15 protein-coding genes and 1 riboswitch are annotated in these 18,459 nt (G+C 71.1%); of the genes, 10 read left to right on the forward strand and 5 right to left on the reverse strand.

Going from position 1 to position 18,459, the window contains the following annotated elements; translation table 11 throughout:
* Window positions 1-79 precede the first annotated feature (79 nt).
* The 3 genes from ACIPK3_RS20310 (at window position 80) to ACIPK3_RS20320 (ending at window position 4,684) form a co-directional block, all read left to right on the forward strand.
* Complete coding sequence (locus ACIPK3_RS20310) at window positions 80-1,075, forward strand: protein kinase (RefSeq protein WP_402571481.1); 996 nt, start codon at window positions 80-82, stop codon at window positions 1,073-1,075.
* 136 nt (window positions 1,076-1,211) lie between these two features.
* On the forward strand, window positions 1,212-2,837 hold the full coding sequence (locus tag ACIPK3_RS20315) for a succinic semialdehyde dehydrogenase (RefSeq protein ID WP_402571483.1): 1,626 nt from the start codon (window positions 1,212-1,214) through the stop codon (window positions 2,835-2,837).
* Window positions 2,838-2,878: 41 nt separating this feature from the next.
* Window positions 2,879-4,684 carry a GMC family oxidoreductase N-terminal domain-containing protein gene (locus ACIPK3_RS20320; RefSeq protein WP_402571485.1) on the forward strand — a complete coding sequence of 602 codons (1,806 nt, stop codon included), beginning with the start codon at window positions 2,879-2,881 and terminating at the stop codon, window positions 4,682-4,684.
* Between the two features lie 460 nt (window positions 4,685-5,144).
* Here ACIPK3_RS20320 and ACIPK3_RS20325 read toward each other — a convergent pair whose 3' ends face one another.
* Window positions 5,145-5,444: a chorismate mutase gene (locus ACIPK3_RS20325; RefSeq protein WP_402571486.1), complete on the reverse strand. Its 300-nt coding sequence runs from the start codon at window positions 5,442-5,444 to the stop codon at window positions 5,145-5,147.
* 300 nt (window positions 5,445-5,744) lie between these two features.
* Between ACIPK3_RS20325 and guaA the strand changes: the two genes are divergently transcribed.
* The 3 genes from guaA (at window position 5,745) to ACIPK3_RS20340 (ending at window position 8,967) form a co-directional block, all read left to right on the forward strand.
* Entirely contained in the window at window positions 5,745-7,325 is a 1,581-nt protein-coding gene (gene guaA, locus ACIPK3_RS20330; protein ID WP_402571488.1) for a glutamine-hydrolyzing GMP synthase, read from the forward strand.
* A gap of 233 nt (window positions 7,326-7,558) precedes the next feature.
* Window positions 7,559-8,353: a class II aldolase/adducin family protein gene (locus ACIPK3_RS20335; RefSeq protein WP_402571490.1), complete on the forward strand. Its 795-nt coding sequence runs from the start codon at window positions 7,559-7,561 to the stop codon at window positions 8,351-8,353.
* A gap of 95 nt (window positions 8,354-8,448) precedes the next feature.
* Window positions 8,449-8,967 carry a DoxX family protein gene (locus ACIPK3_RS20340; protein WP_402571492.1) on the forward strand — a complete coding sequence of 173 codons (519 nt, stop codon included), beginning with the start codon at window positions 8,449-8,451 and terminating at the stop codon, window positions 8,965-8,967.
* A 24-nt stretch (window positions 8,968-8,991) separates the two neighbouring features.
* Here ACIPK3_RS20340 and ACIPK3_RS20345 read toward each other — a convergent pair whose 3' ends face one another.
* Together ACIPK3_RS20345 and ACIPK3_RS20350 are read right to left on the reverse strand one after the other, a co-directional pair.
* Entirely contained in the window at window positions 8,992-9,201 is a 210-nt protein-coding gene (locus ACIPK3_RS20345; protein ID WP_402571494.1) for a hypothetical protein, read from the reverse strand.
* Window positions 9,188-10,483 (reverse strand): PspC domain-containing protein, encoded by a 1,296-nt coding sequence (locus tag ACIPK3_RS20350; protein ID WP_402571496.1) that lies wholly within the window; start codon window positions 10,481-10,483, stop codon window positions 9,188-9,190. The genes ACIPK3_RS20345 and ACIPK3_RS20350 overlap by 14 nt, the downstream gene beginning before the upstream one ends.
* Before the next feature lie 233 nt (window positions 10,484-10,716).
* On the opposite strand from ACIPK3_RS20350, the gene ACIPK3_RS20355 reads away from it, so the two are divergent.
* Together ACIPK3_RS20355 and ACIPK3_RS20360 are read left to right on the forward strand one after the other, a co-directional pair.
* Entirely contained in the window at window positions 10,717-12,009 is a 1,293-nt protein-coding gene (locus tag ACIPK3_RS20355; RefSeq protein WP_402571498.1) for a PspC domain-containing protein, read from the forward strand.
* Window positions 12,006-12,725, forward strand: coding sequence for a LuxR C-terminal-related transcriptional regulator (locus ACIPK3_RS20360; protein ID WP_402571500.1), 720 nt, complete (start codon window positions 12,006-12,008; stop codon window positions 12,723-12,725). The genes ACIPK3_RS20355 and ACIPK3_RS20360 overlap by 4 nt, the downstream gene beginning before the upstream one ends.
* Before the next feature lie 3 nt (window positions 12,726-12,728).
* Here ACIPK3_RS20360 and ACIPK3_RS20365 read toward each other — a convergent pair whose 3' ends face one another.
* Window positions 12,729-13,805 carry an NlpC/P60 family protein gene (locus tag ACIPK3_RS20365; protein ID WP_402571856.1) on the reverse strand — a complete coding sequence of 359 codons (1,077 nt, stop codon included), beginning with the start codon at window positions 13,803-13,805 and terminating at the stop codon, window positions 12,729-12,731.
* 389 nt (window positions 13,806-14,194) lie between these two features.
* On the opposite strand from ACIPK3_RS20365, the gene ACIPK3_RS20370 reads away from it, so the two are divergent.
* Window positions 14,195-14,548 (forward strand): hypothetical protein, encoded by a 354-nt coding sequence (locus ACIPK3_RS20370; protein ID WP_402571501.1) that lies wholly within the window; start codon window positions 14,195-14,197, stop codon window positions 14,546-14,548.
* Between the two features lie 27 nt (window positions 14,549-14,575).
* On the opposite strand, the gene ACIPK3_RS20375 is transcribed toward ACIPK3_RS20370, so the two are convergent.
* Window positions 14,576-15,556, reverse strand: coding sequence for a C40 family peptidase (locus ACIPK3_RS20375; protein ID WP_402571503.1), 981 nt, complete (start codon window positions 15,554-15,556; stop codon window positions 14,576-14,578).
* A gap of 8 nt (window positions 15,557-15,564) precedes the next feature.
* A riboswitch (cyclic di-AMP (ydaO/yuaA leader) is annotated at window positions 15,565-15,737 on the reverse strand.
* Window positions 15,738-15,956: 219 nt separating this feature from the next.
* On the opposite strand from ACIPK3_RS20375, the gene pcrA reads away from it, so the two are divergent.
* Window positions 15,957-18,437: a DNA helicase PcrA gene (pcrA, locus tag ACIPK3_RS20380; RefSeq protein ID WP_402571505.1), complete on the forward strand. Its 2,481-nt coding sequence runs from the start codon at window positions 15,957-15,959 to the stop codon at window positions 18,435-18,437.
* Window positions 18,438-18,459 lie beyond the last annotated feature (22 nt).

Genomic DNA, 18,459 nt, shown 5'->3' on the forward strand with positions numbered 1-18,459 from the left:
ACCCGCCGGCCACCGCGACACCAACTGCCCCTGAGCGCCCGCTTCGACAAGAGTCCGGTGCGCGCGGTACTCATGGGGCATGAGCGAAGACGGTGAACACACGCCCGACGGACGTCTGCTCGGCGGGCGTTACCGGCTGACGGAGCGCATCGGCTCCGGTTCGGCGGGCACCGTGTGGCGGGCCCGCGACGAGACCGGTAAACGGGACGTCGCAGTCAGAGAACTCCGCCCGGCCGGTGACCCGTTGAGCGAGGACCACCGGCGCGGCGTCCACCGGCTGCTGCACGAGGCCCGCGCCGCCTCCCGGGTCCGCCATCCCGCCGCCGTCGGCATCCACGAGGTCCTCGTGGAGGACGGACGGCCCTGGACCGTCATGGAGTTGGTGCGCGGGGAGCAGCTCCGCACGGTCCTGGAGCGCGGGCCCTTCGCACCGGCGGAGGCCGCACGGGTCGGGCTCGCAGTCCTCGGCGCGCTGCGCGCCGCGCACGCCGTCGGCATCGTGCACCGTGACGTCAGGCCCGGAAACGTCCTCCTCGAATCCGGTACCGCCCGCGTTGTGCTCACCGGCTTCGGAATGGGGCACGGCGACCACACCGGTTTCGCCGCCCCCGAGCTGCTGTCCGGGCGCGGCGCCGGTCCGGCCTCCGACCTCTGGTCCCTCGGCGCGCTGCTCCGGGCGGCCATGGCCCCGCACGAGCCCACCGGCCCCTTCGGGACGCTGCTCGCCCGGCTCCTGGCGACGGAACCCGAGGCACGGCCGGACGGGGAGGAGGTGGCGCGCGCCCTGGAGGAGATCGCCGGTCCCCAGTCCACCGGTCCCCAGTCCACCGGCCTCCAGCCCACTCCCGAAGCCGCTCGCCCTGCCGAGGCCGTACGTTCCGCCGAAGCCGCGCGCCCCGTCGAAGCCGTGCGTCCCTCCGACGTCATACGTCGCCCCTCCGACGCCGTACGCCCTCCCGACGTCACGCATCCTCCCGAAGCCGTACAGCCGGCCGTGGCCCCCGCACCCCACCCGCGCCGCCCGCTCCTCGCCGCGCTCGGACTGCTCCTGCCGAAAAAACCCGAAGCGGACTGATCGTCGGCCGATCGCCGCCATACAAGCCCTGATCAGGGCGTTTGCTGCCAGTGATCACTGGCGTGATGTGTGTGCCCGGTGAATCCTCGTTACCGGCGGGTACCCAAACGCGTCACTCCGGCATACCCTGCCGCTCATGACGGACTCGAAGGCACCGGAGCAGGTCACGGAACCGACCGGCACGAACCCTCTCGCCCCCGCCCCCGCAGGCGCCCGCACCGCTGCCGACGTGGTCACCCCGGAGCTGGTCGCGCAGCTCGTCAAGGGCGTGGTCGGCTCCGGCCGTACCGCCAACCACACCCCCTTCACCGGCGAGAAGCTGGCGGACCTGCCCGAGTCCACCCCCGAGGACGTCCTCAGGGCCTACGAAGCCGCCCGCGCCGCGCAGGCCGTCTGGGCGCAGCGCCCGGTACGGGAGCGGGCCGCCGTGTTCCTGCGCTTCCACGACCTGATCCTCGAACGCCAGGCCGAGGTGCTCGACCTCATCCAGCTGGAGACCGGCAAGGCCCGGCTGCACGCCTCCGAGGAGGTCCTCGCCGTCGCCGTCGCCGCCCGGCACTACGGCCGCAGGGCGCACGCCTATCTGCGGCCCAAGCGGCACACCGGTGCCGTACCGGTGCTCACCAAGGTGACCGAACTGCGCCACCCGCGCGGTGTCGTCGGCCAGATCGCCCCCTGGAACTACCCCCTCGAACTCTCCGTCGGCGACGCCCTGCCCGCCTTCGTCGCGGGCAACGCCGTCGTCATGAAGCCCGACACCGAGACCTGCCTGACCGCCCTGTGGGCCCGCGACCTGCTCATAGAGGCGGGGCTCCCGGCCGATGTCTTCCAGGTCGTGATCGGTGACGGACCCGTGGTGGGCCCGGAGGTCGTCAAGCACGCCGACTACGTCTCCTTCACCGGCTCCACCCGCACGGGCCGCGAGGTCGCCCAGGGCGCCGCCGCCCGTCTGGTCGGCGTCTCCCTCGAACTCGGCGGCAAGAATGCCATGCTGGTCCTGGACGACGCCGACATCGAGAAGGCAGCCGCCGGCGCGGTCCGCGCCTGCTTCTCGTCCGCCGGCCAGCTCTGCATCTCCATCGAGCGGCTCTACGTCCACGATTCCATCGCCGACGTCTTCCTGGAGCGCTTCGCCGCCCGCACGAAGGCCATGCGGCTCGGCCGGTCCCTGGCGTACGGCGCCGACATGGGCTCGCTGGTCGGCGAGCGGCAGCTGGAGACGGTCAAGCGGCATGTGGAGGAGGCCGTCGCCAAGGGCGCCACGGTGGTCGCCGGCGGCGTCGCCCGCCCCGACATCGGCCCCTACTTCTTCGAGCCGACCATCCTGGACGGCGTCGAGGCACCGATGGCCGTATGCGCGGAGGAGACCTTCGGGCCGGTCGTCTCCATCTACCGCTTCACGTCCGACGACGAGGTGATCGAGGCGGCCAACGCCACCCCGTACGGCCTCAACTCGTCGGTCTGGACGCGGAACGCCGCGCGCGGACGAGCCGTTGCGGCCCGGCTGCGCACCGGCACGGTGAACGTCAACGAGGGTTACGCGCCCGCCTACGGCAGCGTCCAGTCGCCGATGGGCGGCATGAAGGACTCCGGTCTCGGCCGTCGGCACGGTTCCGAGGGCATCCTCAAGTTCACCGAGGCCCAGACGGTCGCCCAGCAGCGGCTGATGCCGATGGCCCCGTCGCTCGGCATGGACGACGAGAAGTACGTGCAGTTCATGAGCCGCAGTCTGCGGCTGATGAAGGCGTTCAGGTTCCGGTAAACAGCAGGGGCAACACCCTCAGTTCTCAACGAGGAGAGCACATGTCGCAAGAATCCGGCTCGGCCTACGACTACGACGTCATCGTCGTCGGCTCCGGCTTCGGAGGCTCGGTCACGGCACTGCGGCTGACCGAGAAGGGCTACCGGGTGGGCGTGCTGGAGGCCGGACGGCGCTTCACCCGCGACATGCTCCCGAAGACCTCGTGGGACCTGAAGAACTACCTCTGGGCCCCGAAGCTCGGCATGTACGGCATCCAGCGCATCCACCTGATGGGCAACGTGATGGTGCTGGCGGGCGCCGGTGTGGGCGGCGGCTCGCTCAACTACGCCAACACCCTCTACGTACCGCCGAAGGCGTTCTTCGACGACCCCCAGTGGCGGGACATCACCGACTGGCAGGAGGAGCTGAAGCCGTACTACGACCAGGCGCGGCGCATGCTCGGCGTACGGCTCAACCCGACCATGACCCCGTCCGACGTGCATCTGAAGGCGGCGGCGCAGCGGATGGGCGTGGGCGACACCTTCCACATGGCGCCGGTCGGAGTGTTCTTCGGGGACGGCGAGGACGCGGACGGCAAGGCGAAGGCGCGTCCCGGCGAGGAGGTCGCCGACCCGTACTTCGGCGGGGCGGGACCGTCGCGCAAGGCGTGCACCGAGTGCGGTGAGTGCATGACGGGCTGCCGGCACGGTGCCAAGAACACCCTGAACGAGAACTACCTCTACCTCGCCCAGAAGGCGGGCGCGGTCGTCCATCCCATGACGACCGTCGTGTCCGTCACCGACGACTCGCGCGGCGGGTACGCGATCGCCACCCTCCCGACGGACCAGCGGCGCAAGGGCAAGGGGCGGACCTTCACCGCCCGGCGGGTCGTCCTCGCCGCCGGCACCTACGGCACCCAGACCCTGCTGCACCGGATGAAGGCGACCGGCAGGCTGCCGCACCTCTCCGACCGGCTGGGCGTGCTGACCCGCACCAACTCCGAGGGACTGGTCGGCGCGCAGACCAGCGACCGCCGCTACCGCAAGCTCCACGGCACACCGAAGGTCGACTTCACCCGGGGCGTGGCGATCACCTCGTCGGTCCATCCGGACGCGGACACACACATCGAGCCGGTCCGCTACGGCAAGGGCTCGAACGCCATGGGCTTCATGTCGATCTACCAGATCCCCTACACCGAGAACTCTTCCCGGGTCCTGGCCTGGCTGCGGAACGCGACCCGGCACCCGGTGCTGACCGCCCGGGCCTTCTCCAAGATCCGCTGGTCCGAGCGGACCATCATCGGCCTGGTGATGCAGTCGCTGGACAACTCGCTGACGACCTACCTGAAGCCGAAGGGTGTCGGCAAGGGCATGCTCACCGCCCGCCAGGGCCACGGCACGCCCAACCCGACGCAGATCAAGGTGGCCTCGGAGGCGGCCACCGAACTGGCCGCGGAGATCAACGGCTTCCCGGGCAGCAACATCGGCGAGCTGACCGGTACCCCGGCCACCGCCCACTTCCTCGGCGGCTGCCCCATCGGCGACTCGCGCGAGACCGGTGTGATCGACCCGTACCACCGGCTGTACGGCCACCCCGGCATCTCGGTCGTCGACGGCTCCGCCGTGTCCGCGAACCTGGGCGTCAACCCCTCGCTCACCATCACCGCGCAGGCCGAGCGGGCGATGTCGTACTGGCCCAACAACGGCGAGGCGGACACACGTCCGGAGCAGGGGGCGGTGTACGAGCGGCTGAAGCCGGTGGAACCGGGCACCCCGGCGGTCCCGGCGGACGCCTTCGGCGCGCTGCGGCTGCCGTTCCTGGGGATACCGGCGGTGCCGCCGAAGGAGCCGTCCGCTCCGTCGCAGTGAAGGGAGGCCGAGGGGACGGGACGCGGGAGGGCGGGCGAGGCTGGGGAGAGCGGGGAAGGACAGCGACCGGGACAGGGACATGAGGGTGTGCGAAGGGCCCCGCGGGACGGAGCCGCAGGGCCCTTCTCCGTCAGCACCGACGTCAGGGCAGCGTCGGTGCCCGGGGGAGCGGCGCCGGGGGAGTGCGCCGCGCGCTCTTCAGCTGTGCTGTTTTCCGCCGGTCGGCCCCGGGCGTCCCCGGAGCCGGCCGATCTCTTGAATGACCGGGCTGCTGTCCCCTGCCGTCCGGTCACCGGTCTGGAACGAGGTCCCACGGCGTGCGGCATGATCCGCACGCCTCATCGCTCCAGCGAGCCACGCGTGGTTCTTTCGGGCCCGCCCCTGGCTGGCACGGACACCGGGACCAACGAAGCCGCGCGTGCCCCGGTCACGCGCCGTACGGGTGAGTGCGGGCCCGAACTCAGATGCGACCACGGGACAGTTCCAGCATGGTCATGGCGAGCGCCGTCCCCGGCCTGCCCAGCGCGTCCCGGTAGTGGCCGAGGATCTCCATCTCCCGGGACAGGCTGACCCGCCGCCCTCCGGAGGAGATCCGGGCCTCCTGGATCACCGCGGACACGGCCACCCGCTCCTGGATCAGCCCGATGATCCGGTCGTCCAGCGCGTCGATGCGCTCACGCGCACCGGTGATCACATCAACGGCCTCGGGGGTCTCGGCGACGACGGTCTCGGGAAGGACGGTCTCGGGGATGACGCTCATGTCTGGGGCTCCTGTCGGTGGGCGGTGCCCCGGGACGACGGACCCGGAAAACGCCAGACGCCCCGGGCCTTGTCGGCCCGGGGCGCCTGGGAAGTCGCTCGGCTGTCAGCTCAAGCAGCACGACCATGGCATCCGGCGGGCCGGTTGCCATAGGTAAAGAGGAAGGTCGTCTGCGCGAGCATGGCGGCAAGTATGCCACGGGCGCACAGGGAGCAGAGGGAGCACTCGGGAGGACCCCCACGGCCGCCCCGCTAGAATCGACACCACAGACCCCCGCCCAGATCCGCCGGAAGGCACCCCGTGTCATCAGCGACTCCCGCTGCCGCCACCCCCGACACCGTCCTGGTCGTCGACTTCGGCGCGCAGTACGCCCAGCTCATCGCCCGTCGCGTCCGCGAGGCGCGGGTCTACAGCGAGATCGTGCCGAGCACCATGCCGGTCGCCGAGATGCTCGCCAAGAACCCCGCGGCGATCATCCTCTCCGGCGGCCCCTCGTCCGTGTACGAGGAGGGCGCCCCGAGCCTCGACCGCGCGCTCTTCGAGGCCGGCGTTCCCGTCTTCGGCATGTGCTACGGCTTCCAGCTGATGGCGCTGGCCCTCGGCGGCACCGTCGACAACACCGGCGCCCGCGAGTACGGCCGCACCGACCTGCACGTCTCCAAGGTGTCGTCCACCCTGTTCGAAGGCACCCCGGCCGAGCAGCACGTGTGGATGTCGCACGGCGACGCCTGCTCCGCCGCCCCCGAGGGCTTCACCGTGACCGCGTCCACGGACGTCGTCCCGGTCGCCGCCTTCGAGAACGACGAGAAGAAGCTCTACGGCGTCCAGTACCACCCCGAGGTCATGCACTCCACGCACGGCCAGCAGGTCCTGGAGCACTTCCTCTACCGCGGCGCCGGCCTGTCCCCGACCTGGACCACGGGCAACGTGATCGAGGAGCAGGTCGCCCTGATCCGCGAGCAGGTCGGCGACAAGCGCGCCATCTGCGGCCTGTCCGGCGGCGTCGACTCCGCCGTGGCCGCGGCCCTCGTCCAGAAGGCCATCGGCTCCCAGCTGACCTGCGTGTACGTCGACCACGGCCTCATGCGCAAGGGCGAGACCGAGCAGGTCGAGAAGGACTTCGTGGCCGCGACCGGCGTGCAGCTGAAGGTCGTGGACGCGGAGGAGCGCTTCCTGACCGCCCTCAAGGGCGTCTCCGACCCGGAGGAGAAGCGGAAGATCATCGGCCGGGAGTTCATCCGCGTCTTCGAGCAGGCGCAGGCCGAGATCATCGCCGACGCGGGCCCGGCGGTCGAGTTCCTCGTGCAGGGCACGCTCTACCCCGACGTGGTCGAGTCCGGCGGTGGCACCGGCACCGCCAACATCAAGTCCCACCACAACGTGGGCGGCCTCCCCGAGGACCTGGAGTTCCGGCTCGTCGAGCCGCTCCGCCAGCTCTTCAAGGACGAGGTCCGGATGGTCGGTCAGGAACTCGGCCTGCCCGAGGAGATCGTCCAGCGCCAGCCCTTCCCCGGCCCCGGCCTCGGCATCCGCATCGTCGGCGAGGTCACCAAGGAGCGTCTGGACCTGCTCCGCGACGCCGACGCCATCGCCCGCGAGGAGCTGACGGCGGCCGGTCTCGACCGGGACATCTGGCAGTGCCCGGTGGTCCTGCTCGCCGACGTCCGCAGCGTCGGCGTCCAGGGCGACGGCCGCACCTACGGCCACCCCATCGTGCTGCGCCCGGTCTCCTCCGAGGACGCGATGACCGCCGACTGGTCGCGCCTGCCGTACGAGGTGCTCGCCCGCATCTCGACCCGCATCACCAACGAGGTCCGCGACGTCAACCGCGTCGTTCTGGACGTGACCTCGAAGCCGCCGGGCACCATCGAGTGGGAGTGAGCGTCGGCGCCGCGCTCGCTTGACGGGTGCGCGCTGACTCCGTCGGTTCGGCAGAGGAGAGGTGGAACGGCTCACGCGGTTCCACCTCTTCCTGTCTTTTCCCGTCTCTTTCTGTTTTTCCCTGTCCGTCGTCCGGCCAGTTCGCGGGGATCAGTCTTCTCCCAGCCCTGTTCTCCTGTGCTGACCGGCGGTAACTTCCGCCTCGTACAGCAAAACCCCGTGCAGGAGGACCTATGCAACGGCCCACCCCGCCTCTGCCGCTGCCCACCGACCAGCTGCGGTTCGCGATGCCGCCGATGCACGACTCGGTCGAGGACGAACGCCGGCACCGCAAGGAACGCCTGGCGGGCGCCCTCCGGATCTTCGGGCGGTCCGGATTCGAGGACGGGGTGTCGGGGCACATCACCGCACGCGACCCGGAGTTCTCCGACTGCTTCTGGGTGAACCCGTTCGGGATGCCCTTCCGGCACGTCACCGTCAGCGACCTCGTACTGGCCAACCAGGACGGGCAGGTGATCGAGGGCCGCTACCACGTCAACCAGGCGGCGTTCACCGCGCACGCCCAGGTGCACGCCGCACGCCCCGACGTCGTCGCCGTCGCCCACTGCCACTCGGTGCACGGCCGCGCCCTGTCCGCGCTCGGTGAACTGCTCGACCCCATCAGCCAGGAGAGCTGCGCCTTCTACGAGGACCACGCCGTCTACGACGCCTACACGGGCGTCGCCGTCGACGCCGAGGAGGGCCGCCGGATCGCGGCCGCGCTCGGCTCCGGAAAGGCGCTCGTGCTGCGCAACCACGGCCTCCTGACGGTCGGCGACTCGGTGGACGCGGCGGCCTGGTGGTTTCTGTCGATGGAGCGGTCCTGCCAGGTGCAGCTGCTGGCGAAGGCGGCCGGCCGGCCCCTCCTCATCGACCACAAGCCGGCCGTGGCGACCCGCGAACAGCTCGGCGGCGACCTGGTGGCCTGGATCAACTACCAGCCGCTGTGGCAGGACATCAGCCGCAGCGAACCCGATCTGCTCAGCTGACAGAAAAAGACCGCGAGACGATTGAGCGGGACCGGATTGCTGTACGTATGGACTGTCGAGGGTCTGGGCACGCGGGCGAGAGGCGGCTGGGAACGATGACTCACCGTATCCGTACGGACACGTACATCTCCGCCTCCGATGGCGACTGGCGGGACACCGCCACCCGTTACGCCCTCCTTCCGCTACGCGTCTTCCTCGGTGTCACCTTCATCTACGCGGGCGTGGACAAGCTGACCGACAGCGCCTTCCTGAAGTCGGCGGGCACCGGCTCGATCGGCGACACCATGCGCGCCGTCCGCGACTCCTCCGCCATCCCGGCCCTGGTGGACCTGGCCCTGAAGAGCCCCGTCGGCTTCGGCTGCGCCATCGCCCTCGGCGAGTTGGCCGTGGGCATCGGCATCCTGGCCGGCCTGTTCGGCCGCCTCGCCGCACTCGGCGGCGCACTGATCTCCCTCAGCCTGTGGCTGACGGTGAGCTGGGCCTCCACGCCCTACTACTACGGCAACGATCTCGCCTACCTGATGGCCTGGCTGCCGCTGGTCCTCGCCGGCACCCCCTACCTTTCCCTGGACGCGCTGCTGCGCGCGAGGCGACGACAGCGGTCGGGTCTCTAGCCGCGCCAGGTCCTCAGCAGGCGGTCAGGTCTTCAGGGACTGCCGCCGACCACGGACGCGGCGTACCAGGACCCCCGTCGCCACGGCCAGGAACAGACCGCCCGCGACGAGCGGCACGACCGCGAACCACGGTGTGTCCCACGCTCCGAGCGCGTCACCGGCGAAGGCGCCGCCCGTCGCCGTGAGGAAGAGACCGGCGACCAGCCTTCCCGGCTGGAATTCATGACGCAGCACGACGCACCTCCGCCTGTCCCACTCCGACTCTCACACCGATGTCCAACGTGCCCGCCTTCTTGCTGCCCGAGGCCGGTGACAGCGTCACGTCCTTGTGTCTGCCCGGCGCCACATCCACGTCGTGCTTGTCGTCACCGGGCAACTGGATGTCCCCGACCCCCACATCGATGCTCAGCCGCACGGTCACGTCCGCCGGCACGATCACCCGCAGCCTGCCCGCACCCACGTCCGCCTCCGTCGTCACGGTCCGGCCGTCGGCGACCCTCACCCCGGTCAGGTCCAGGGTGCCCTCGCCGGTGCCGAGGCGGTACGACGACCGCACGTCCGCCGCGGAGACCGGCTCCCACGAGGTGCGTATCCAGTGCGCGGTGATGTCCTTGGGCAGAGCCGAGGCACCGGCGAGCAGCACCGCCGTGACGATCGCGAGGACCACCGACCCCGCACCCGTGCGCCCCAGGACGGCGCTGACGCCGATCCCGAGACCGAAGACGAGGAGCGCGCAGGCCAGACCGGCCTGCAAGCTGGTACCCAGCGGATGCCCGTGCCACATCAGGCCGGTGCCCAGGCCGCCGGCCAGCAGCGCGAGCAGAAAGACCCAGCCGCCGATCCAGCGCGGACCACGCGGCCGCGCGGGTGCGGCGCGCGGTTCCGTACGCTCGCCGGGAGAGGCGCCGCGGCCGGTGCCGACGGCCGCCGCGACGTCCCGGTCACCCGAGTCGCCCGGCCCCCACAGATAGCCGGTGCCGCCCACGTGTGTGCCGTCCTTGACGATGGGGTCGCGCCACCAGGACGGGTAGGAGGCGGGGACCGGAGGCGCCTGGGCCTCCGGCGGCGCGTCGGCCACCGCCTGCGCCGCCAGCGGGTCGGGGCCGGGGGCGCCACGCCGCCGCGACCAGTAGCCCGCGCCGATCAGCAGCTGGGACAGCACGAAGGCGAAGGCCAGCACCCCGCCGTTTCTCAGCATCGTCAGGAACACCCCGCAGCCGACCAGCGCGAACAGCACGGCGGTCAGGGCCTGCCCGTCGACCCGGCCGGTCAGCAGCTTGCGGACCTCGTTCTCCTCGTCGTCGGCGTACGGCACGAAGAGCCAGGCGAAACCGTAGAAGATGAGGCCGATTCCGCCGGCCACGGCGAGCACCGCGAGGGTGATCCGGTAGATCACGGGATCCATGTCCGTGTGCCGGCCCAGCCCGGCGCACACGCCCCCGACCATCCTGTGGCGCCGGTCGCGCCGGAACCTGGGGGACACCGCGGCCGTCGCGGCGTGCTCGTGATCCGTCATGGGTCCATGGTGACGGCCGCGGTGTCGGGACGGCAGCCGGGTTGACCCTGGGTGAACCCTGATATCGGCCCTGAGAGGGCCGGCGATCGCGAGCAGCCGGGCACGATCGCCGGGAGAGCCACGAAGATCGACGGAGTCCGAAGATCGGAAGATCGGCGGAGTCCGAAGATCAGGGGAGTCTAGGGGGCCGCCCCTGATGCCCCCGAAACCGCCGCCGTGTGACCATCGGTGGCATGCCGGAAGCCGCAGCAGCGCCCCTCGAAGACCCGCGGCCACCGCGCAAGCTCTACCGCAGCAGCGACGGCCGCTGGCTCGGGGGCGTGGCGCGGGGCCTCGCCGGGCACCTCGGGCTGCCCGTGATCTGGGTGCGCCTGGTGTTCGCCGGCCTGTTCCTGGCCGACGGACTCGGAGCCCTGCTGTACGCCGCGTTCTGGTTCTTCGTGCCGCTCGGCGTCGGCGGGGTCGGTGACCAGAAGCCGCCGTCCCTGGTCAGCACCGAGACCTCGCCGGACGGCCGCCGAAGACTCGTGACCCGTAAGCCGGACCGGGGCCAGATCGTCGCGCTGCTCCTCATGGTCGTCGTGGCCATGGTCTTCGTGAGCAGCGTCAACCTGGGCAACGGGGCCAAGGCGTATCTGCTGCCGGCCGTTCTCGTCGGTGCGGGCGTCGCCCTGGTCTGGCGCCAGGCGGACAACGCCCGCCGGGCCCGCTGGGTCGAGGTCGGCCGCCGCCGTCGCACCCTCACACTGCTGCGCGCGGTCGGCGGTGTCCTGCTCGTCACCGCCGGCGTCTCCGGCATCTTCGTGCTCCGCGGCTCCCCCTCCCACCTCGGCGCGGTCCTCCAGGCAGCCCTCGCGGTGCTCGTCGGCATAACCCTCCTCGCCGGGCCCTATCTGGTCCGGATGACCCAGGACCTCTCCGAGGAGCGCCTGATGCGCATCCGCGCCCAGGAACGGGCCGAGGTCGCCGCCCACGTCCACGACTCCGTGCTGCACACCCTCACCCTGATCCAGCGCAACGCGGAGAACGCGAACGAGGTGCGCCGTCTCGCCCGGGCCCAGGAGCGGGACCTGCGCGCCTGGCTCTACAAACCCGAGGGCACCGGCAAGGACGAGGACGAGGAACCGGTCACCCTCGCCGACGCGGTCAAGCGCAGCGCCGCCGAGGTCGAGGACAAGCACGGCGTCCCCATCGAGGTCGTCGTGGTCGGCGACTGCCCCCTCGACGAACGGCTCACGGCACAGATGCAGGCCGCGCGCGAGGCGATGGTGAACGCCGCCAAGTACGGTGGCGAGGGCGGCGCCGTGCAGGTCTACGCCGAGGTGGAGGGAAGGACGGTCTTCGTGTCCGTCCGGGACCGCGGGCCGGGCTTCGACCTCGACGCGATCCCGGCCGACCGTATGGGCGTCAGAGAATCGATCATCGGCCGTATGGAACGCAACGGCGGTACGGCAAGACTGAGAGCCGTGCCCGACGGCGGTACGGAGGTCGAGCTGGAGATGGAGAGGGTGGAGAAGACGTCATGAGCGACCCGACCGAGGCGAACGGCACGGCGGAAGCGGCGGAGGGCGGCGCGGCCGAACGCCGGGTACGGGTGGTCCTCGTGGACGACCACCGGATGTTCCGCACGGGCGTCCAGGCCGAGATCGGCCGGACCGAGGAGACCGGCGTCGAGGTCGTCGGCGAGGCCGCCGACGTCGACCAGGCCGTCACGGTGATCACCGCGACCCGGCCCGAGGTGGTCCTCCTCGACGTCCACCTCCCGGGCGGCGGCGGTGTGGAAGTGCTGCGCCGCTGCGCCGCGTTGGCGGCCGACGCCGAGCGGCCCGTCCGCTTCCTTGCGCTGTCCGTCTCCGACGCGGCGGAGGACGTCATCGGCGTCATCCGCGGCGGCGCGCGCGGCTACGTGACGAAGACGATCACGGGCACCGACCTGGTGGACTCCGTCTTCCGGGTCCAGGAGGGCGACGCCGTCTTCTCCCCGCGCCTGGCCGGGTTCGTACTGGACGCCTTCGCCTCCACCGACGCCCCGCCGGTCGACGAGGACCTGGACCGCCTCACCCAACGCGAACGCGAGGTACTGCGCCTGATCGCCCGTGGGTACGCCTACAAGGAGATCGCCAAGCAGCTGTTCATCTCGGTGAAGACGGTCGAGTCCCATGTCTCGGCGGTACTGCGCAAGCTCCAGCTGTCCAACCGTCACGAACTCACCCGGTGGGCCACGGCACGACGGCTGGTGTGACGCTCAGGCCACCCGCGTCGCCCCCGCGAACGGCATCTGGTCGATCGGGGCCAGACGCACCGGCGCCGACGGGTTCGGGGCGTGGATCATCCGGCCGTTGCCGACGTAGATGCCGACGTGGCTGATCCCCGAGTAGAAGAACACCAGGTCCCCGGGGCGCAGTTCGGAGCGGGAGACGCGCCGGCCCGCGTTGATCTGGGCGTAGGTCGTGCGGGGGAGGGAGAGCCCGGCGGAGCGGTACGCGGCCTGGGCGAGGCCCGAGCAGTCGAAGGCGTCGGGGCCGGTCGCGCCCCACACATAGGGGCTGCCGAGCTTGCGGTAGGCGTAGGCGACGGCGGCCGCGGCACGGGAGTCGGGGGCCGTGACGGAGCCGGGGGGCGTGAGCGGATCGCGTGCGTCGGGGGACGCCGACCTGGAGCCGCGGGCCGCGGTGGCGCCCGTCCCGTCGTATGCCGTGATCAGGCTCTGCTCACGCGGTGTGAGCCGGGACAGCAGCTCCCTCGCCTCGGCCAGCTTCCCGGTGACCGTCCTCTTCTCCCGCTTCAGCTCCGCCTGTCGGGACCTGAGCGACACCAGCTGCACCCGGGCGGCGCCACGCAGCTGCTCGATCTCCCGGAGCTGACTGTGCACCCGGGCCACGGCCCGGGACTGCCGGTCGGCCGCCAGGTCGGCGAAGGTGGCGCCCCGCAGATACCGGTCGGGGTCGCCGGAGAGCATCAGCCGCACCACGGGGTCGAAACCGCCGCTGCGGTACTGGGCGGCCGCCACCGTACCCAGCGTGTCCCGCGCCGTGTTGAGCCGCTCCTCGCCGCGGGCCGCCTCGTCGCGCAGCACGCTGAGCCGCCGTTCCGTCGCGTCGGCCTTCTCCTTGGCGCCGTTGTACTTCTCGGTGGCGGCCTCGGCCTCCTGGTACAGCTTGTCGACCCGCGCCTTGACCTGTGCCGAGGTCAGCTGCGGTGCGGCGTGCCCGGTGCCGTCGAAGGCGGTCGCGGTGGCCGCGCCCGCCAGGGCGAGGGTCGCCGCGGTGCGGGCGGTGCTGCCGCCCAGCGAACGCTGCCGGGGCTTGCGGTGCGCTGCCACCTGGGCCGTCACGTCCTTTCTCACGGCCGAGCTGTTTCGCGGGTCCGGCGGCGGCCCGCACAGGGGGAGCGAGCCGCCGCCGGACCCTTCTCGGCGGTGGTGGCCGACTGCCGCCCCTGGTTCTGGACGGCGGTGGGGAGCCGGTCACCTGGTGGAGGACGCTAAACCGGACGGTGTCGGCCCGGTAACAGCTGTGCGGAAGTGGCCCATTCGGGCGCCGTGGTGACCACATGTGATCGCGATCCGGGTCGGCGACACCGGCTTCGAGCAGCGTGGTGACCGAAGCGCCGGTTTCGGGTCGGGAGCGCGGGCGGGAGTGCTATGGGACGCGTCTCTGTGTGGGGGGCGGTGCCGAGGACGGGTCCGCATCCTGACTAGGCTCCGGAGCCATGGACGTACTCATCCATCTCTTCGTCGGCCTGCACATCATCGGCATCGCCGCACTCCTCGGCGGTTTCCTCACCCAGATGAAGGCGATGGGCCGTGGCACCGCCCGCTTCGTCCCGGCGATGCTGCACGGCGCGCTCACCATGCTGGTCACCGGAGTGATCCTGGTCGGCCTCAACCAGGCCGACGACCAGCACGTCAACAACATCAAGATCGGCGTGAAGCTGGCCCTGCTGATCGTGATCCTCGGGCTCGTCTACGTGAAGCGGGACGACGAACAGGTCGACAAGCGCCTCTTCGGCCTGGTGGGCCTGCTGACCACGGCCAACATCTTCATCGCCGTGCTCTGGACCTGACCGTCCCGCTTCCTTCCCCTCGGCCGCTCAGGCGGGGCGTACCACCCGGTGGATGATCGTCTCGCCGTCGTAGCGCACCGACTCCTCGCGCACACAGGCGCCCGGTTTCGGGGCGTGGATCATCGTGCCGTTGCCGATGTAGACGCCGACGTGGGTGCAGTCGTCGTAGAAGAACACCAGATCACCCGGCCGGGCGTCGGCCAGGGAGAGCGGTGCGCCCCAGACCGCCTGGAGACGGGAGTCGCGCGGCAGCTCGACGCCGGCCGTCTTCCAGGCCGCCTGGGTGAGGCCCGGGCCGTCGTACGAGCCGGGACCGGCCGCACCCCAGACGTACGGCTTGCCGATCTGCGCGCGGGCGAAGGCCACCGCCTGCTCGGCCCTGGTGGCGAACGAGGCTGCCGAGGGTATGGAGCCGTCGACGCCGATGGCGGCAGTGACGTCGCCGAGGATGGCGGCAGTGACGTCGGCGGGGAGGGCGACAGGGCCGTCGGTGGGGACGCTCCGCAGCGCGGTCAGCCGCTCCGACAGCAGCACGCGAGCCGCGGAGAGCTTCAGCTGCACGGCGGTCTTGGCGTCCTTCAGGTCCTCCTGGTCCGGCAGCTCGTGCCGCGGCGGCGCGGGCTCGGCCGGGGCTTCGGGGCCCGGGACGACCTCCTGCCTCTTCCGCACGGCCTGGCGCGCGTTCAGCCGGCCCATCAGCCTGGCCGGGCCGAAGTGGTCCTGCGGAAAGTCCGCGAGCATGACGGCGGCCGTCTCCGGCGCGGCGTCGCGCGCCCGCGGCCTGCCGGACCGCTCCCTGACCGGGTCGTGCTTCTCGGCCACCGGCGCGGTCCTACGGCGGTACAGGTCGTCGATCTTCCTCTCGATCTCCGCGGCGCTCGGCCCGGCTCCGTCGTCGGAGGGGGCGGCCCCGGGGGTCCGGGAGAGTACGGCCACCGGGGCGGGGGCCGTGGTGGCCGGGCCGGTGGCATGGGTGCCGACGGCGCGTGACTTGCGGTGCGACGCCAAAAGAGGCGACTCCTTCCATGCTCCGCCTACCGGGTTAGCTGTCGGGTTCGGGCGGGTGTTTCGGAAGGGTTGCCCTACGGCCGTGCCCCGTGCGGGACTGGGCCGATTCACCCCAGAGGTTCGGTGGGTCCCCGGCTCCGGCTGCCACGCGGTGGCACTCCGGACTCGGCGGAGGCCGTACGGCCCGGCGAGGTTCACCGGTAGAGGTCGTACGGCCTGTCCGTGACGGTAACCAACTCGTGTGGCTCATGTGAAGGTTGGCGAGGGATATGTCCGATACATTTCCGTGACCGGTTTCCGGAGTTCCGTTCATGTGATGGCACGTCTCCGGAGCGTGAGGCAACGGGGTGTCCAGGACCGGCAGCGCGCTGTCGGTGGGGCCCCCTAGACTCGGAGAGCGATGAGCAGCCTCTTTGACGACAGCTTCCTGGCGAACCTCCAAGCCCCGCGCGGCCACGCGGAGGAGCCCCCGCCACCGCCCGAGGACGACTACGCTCCGGAGCAGGTTCCGGACGATCTGTTCGGCGGGAAGTTCGACGTGCCGCCGGACCGGGAGGCGTACTACCGCGACGGCGCACCGCGTCCGCCGATCGACGCCGCAGCGCTCCTGGAGGGGCTCAACGAGAACCAGCGCGCGGCCGTGGTGCACGCCGGTTCCCCGCTGCTCATCGTGGCCGGCGCCGGCTCCGGCAAGACCCGGGTGCTCACCCACCGCATCGCCCATCTGCTCGGCGAGCGGCACGTGCACCCGGGCCAGATCCTCGCGATCACCTTCACCAACAAGGCCGCGGGCGAGATGAAGGAGCGCGTCGAGCAGCTCGTCGGCCCGCGTGCCAACGCGATGTGGGTGATGACCTTCCACAGCGCCTGCGTGCGCATCCTGCGCCGCGAGAGCAAGAAACTCGGCTTCACCTCGTCGTTCTCGATCTACGACGCCGCCGACAGCAAGCGCCTGATGGCCCTGGTCTGCCGCGACCTGGACCTCGACCCCAAGCGCTTTCCGCCCAAGTCCTTCAGCGCCAAGATCAGCAACCTGAAGAACGAGCTGATCGACGAGGAGGACTTCGCCGCCCGGGCGACCGACGGCTTCGAGAAGACCCTCGCCCAGGCCTACGCCCTCTACCAGTCACGGCTGCGCGAGGCCAACGCCCTCGACTTCGACGACCTGATCATGACGACGGTCAACCTGCTGCGCGCCTTCCCGGACGTCGCCGAGCACTACCGCCGCCGCTTCCGGCACGTCCTGGTGGACGAGTACCAGGACACCAACCACGCCCAGTACACGCTGGTCCGCGAGCTCGTCGGCACCGGCGCGCACGCCGAGGACGTCCCCCCGGGCGAGCCCGACCTGCCGCCCGCCGAACTGTGCGTCGTGGGTGACGCGGACCAGTCGATCTACGCCTTCCGCGGTGCGACCATCCGCAACATCCTCCAGTTCGAGGAGGACTACCCGGACGCGACGACGATCCTGCTGGAGCAGAACTACCGCTCCACCCAGACCATCCTGTCCGCCGCCAACGCGGTCATCGAGCGCAACGAGTCCCGCCGCCCGAAGAACCTGTGGACCAACGCGGGAGCGGGCGCGCGCATCACCGGCTATGTCGCCGACACCGAGCACGACGAGGCCCAGTTCGTCGCCGAAGAGATAGACCGTCTCACCGACGCGGGCGACGCGAAGGCGGGTGACGTCGCGGTCTTCTACCGCACCAACGCCCAGTCCCGTGTCTTCGAGGAGATCTTCATCCGCGTCGGCCTGCCCTACAAGGTCGTCGGCGGTGTCCGCTTCTACGAGCGCAAGGAGGTCCGGGACGTCCTCGCCTACCTGCGGGTGCTCGCCAACCCGGAGGACTCCGTCCCGCTGCGCCGGATCCTCAACGTGCCCAAGCGCGGCATCGGGGACCGCGCCGAAGCCATGATCGACGCCCTCGCCCAGCGCGAGAAGATCAGCTTCCCGCAGGCGCTCAGGCGCGTCGACGAGGCGTACGGCATGGCCGCGCGCTCCACCAACGCGGTCAAGCGGTTCAACACGCTGATGGAGGAGCTGCGCACGGTCGCGGAGTCCGGCGCGGGGCCGGCCACCGTCCTCCAGGCGATCTACGAACGCACCGGATATGTCTCCGAGTTGCAGAACTCGACCGACCCGCAGGACGAGACCCGCATCGAGAACCTTCAGGAACTCGCCTCCGTGGCCCTGGAGTTCGAGCAGGAGCGCGGTGACGAGGAGAACGGTACGCTCGCCGACTTCCTGGAGCGGGTCGCCCTGGTCGCCGACTCCGACCAGATCCCCGACGAGGAGGACGGCGACGGTGTCATCACGCTGATGACCCTGCACACCGCCAAGGGGCTGGAGTTCCCGGTCGTCTTCCTGACCGGTATGGAGGACGGCGTCTTCCCGCACATGCGCGCCCTCGGCCAGACCAAGGAACTGGAGGAGGAGCGGCGCCTGGCATACGTGGGCATCACCCGCGCGCGCGAGCGCCTCTACCTGACCCGCTCCACGCTGCGCAGCGCCTGGGGGCAGCCCTCGTACAACCCGCCCTCGCGTTTCCTGGAGGAGATCCCGCCCGCCCATCTGGAGTGGAAGCGGACCGGGGCGATGGCGCCGGTGTCCTCCGGGCCCGCGGCTGGTGTGGCGGCCTCGCTGTCCTCGTCCCGCTCGCGTTCGTCGGCGTCGGGTGCCTCCGGGTTCGCCACGCGCCGGACCTCGGAGAAGCCGGTGGTGTCCCTGGCCGTCGGGGACCGGGTGACGCACGACCAGTTCGGGCTCGGCTCGGTGGTCGCGGTGAAGGGTACGGGTGTGAACGCCGAGGCGACGATCGACTTCGGGGAAGCCAAGCCGAAGCGGCTGCTGCTGCGGTACGCGCCGGTGGAGAAGCTGTAGCAGGCCGCGGCGGACCGGGCCC

The organism is Streptomyces sp. NPDC086787, from assembly GCF_044745865.1.
Classification (GTDB): Bacteria; Actinomycetota; Actinomycetes; order Streptomycetales; family Streptomycetaceae; genus Streptomyces.

What these genes read in the sequence shown, in the direction of transcription:
- ACIPK3_RS20310 (WP_402571481.1), top strand. Translation starts at nt 80, where the DNA reads ATGAGCGAAGACGGTGAACACACGCCCGACGGACGTCTGCTCGGCGGG.
- ACIPK3_RS20315 (WP_402571483.1), top strand. Translation starts at nt 1,212, where the DNA reads ATGACGGACTCGAAGGCACCGGAGCAGGTCACGGAACCGACCGGCACG.
- ACIPK3_RS20320 (WP_402571485.1), top strand. Translation starts at nt 2,879, where the DNA reads ATGTCGCAAGAATCCGGCTCGGCCTACGACTACGACGTCATCGTCGTC.
- ACIPK3_RS20325 (WP_402571486.1), bottom strand. Translation starts at nt 5,444, where the DNA reads ATGAGCGTCATCCCCGAGACCGTCCTTCCCGAGACCGTCGTCGCCGAG.
- ACIPK3_RS20335 (WP_402571490.1), top strand. Translation starts at nt 7,559, where the DNA reads ATGCAACGGCCCACCCCGCCTCTGCCGCTGCCCACCGACCAGCTGCGG.
- ACIPK3_RS20340 (WP_402571492.1), top strand. Translation starts at nt 8,449, where the DNA reads ATGACTCACCGTATCCGTACGGACACGTACATCTCCGCCTCCGATGGC.
- ACIPK3_RS20350 (WP_402571496.1), bottom strand. Translation starts at nt 10,483, where the DNA reads ATGACGGATCACGAGCACGCCGCGACGGCCGCGGTGTCCCCCAGGTTC.
- ACIPK3_RS20355 (WP_402571498.1), top strand. Translation starts at nt 10,717, where the DNA reads ATGCCGGAAGCCGCAGCAGCGCCCCTCGAAGACCCGCGGCCACCGCGC.
- ACIPK3_RS20360 (WP_402571500.1), top strand. Translation starts at nt 12,006, where the DNA reads ATGAGCGACCCGACCGAGGCGAACGGCACGGCGGAAGCGGCGGAGGGC.
- ACIPK3_RS20370 (WP_402571501.1), top strand. Translation starts at nt 14,195, where the DNA reads ATGGACGTACTCATCCATCTCTTCGTCGGCCTGCACATCATCGGCATC.
- pcrA (WP_402571505.1), top strand. Translation starts at nt 15,957, where the DNA reads ATGAGCAGCCTCTTTGACGACAGCTTCCTGGCGAACCTCCAAGCCCCG.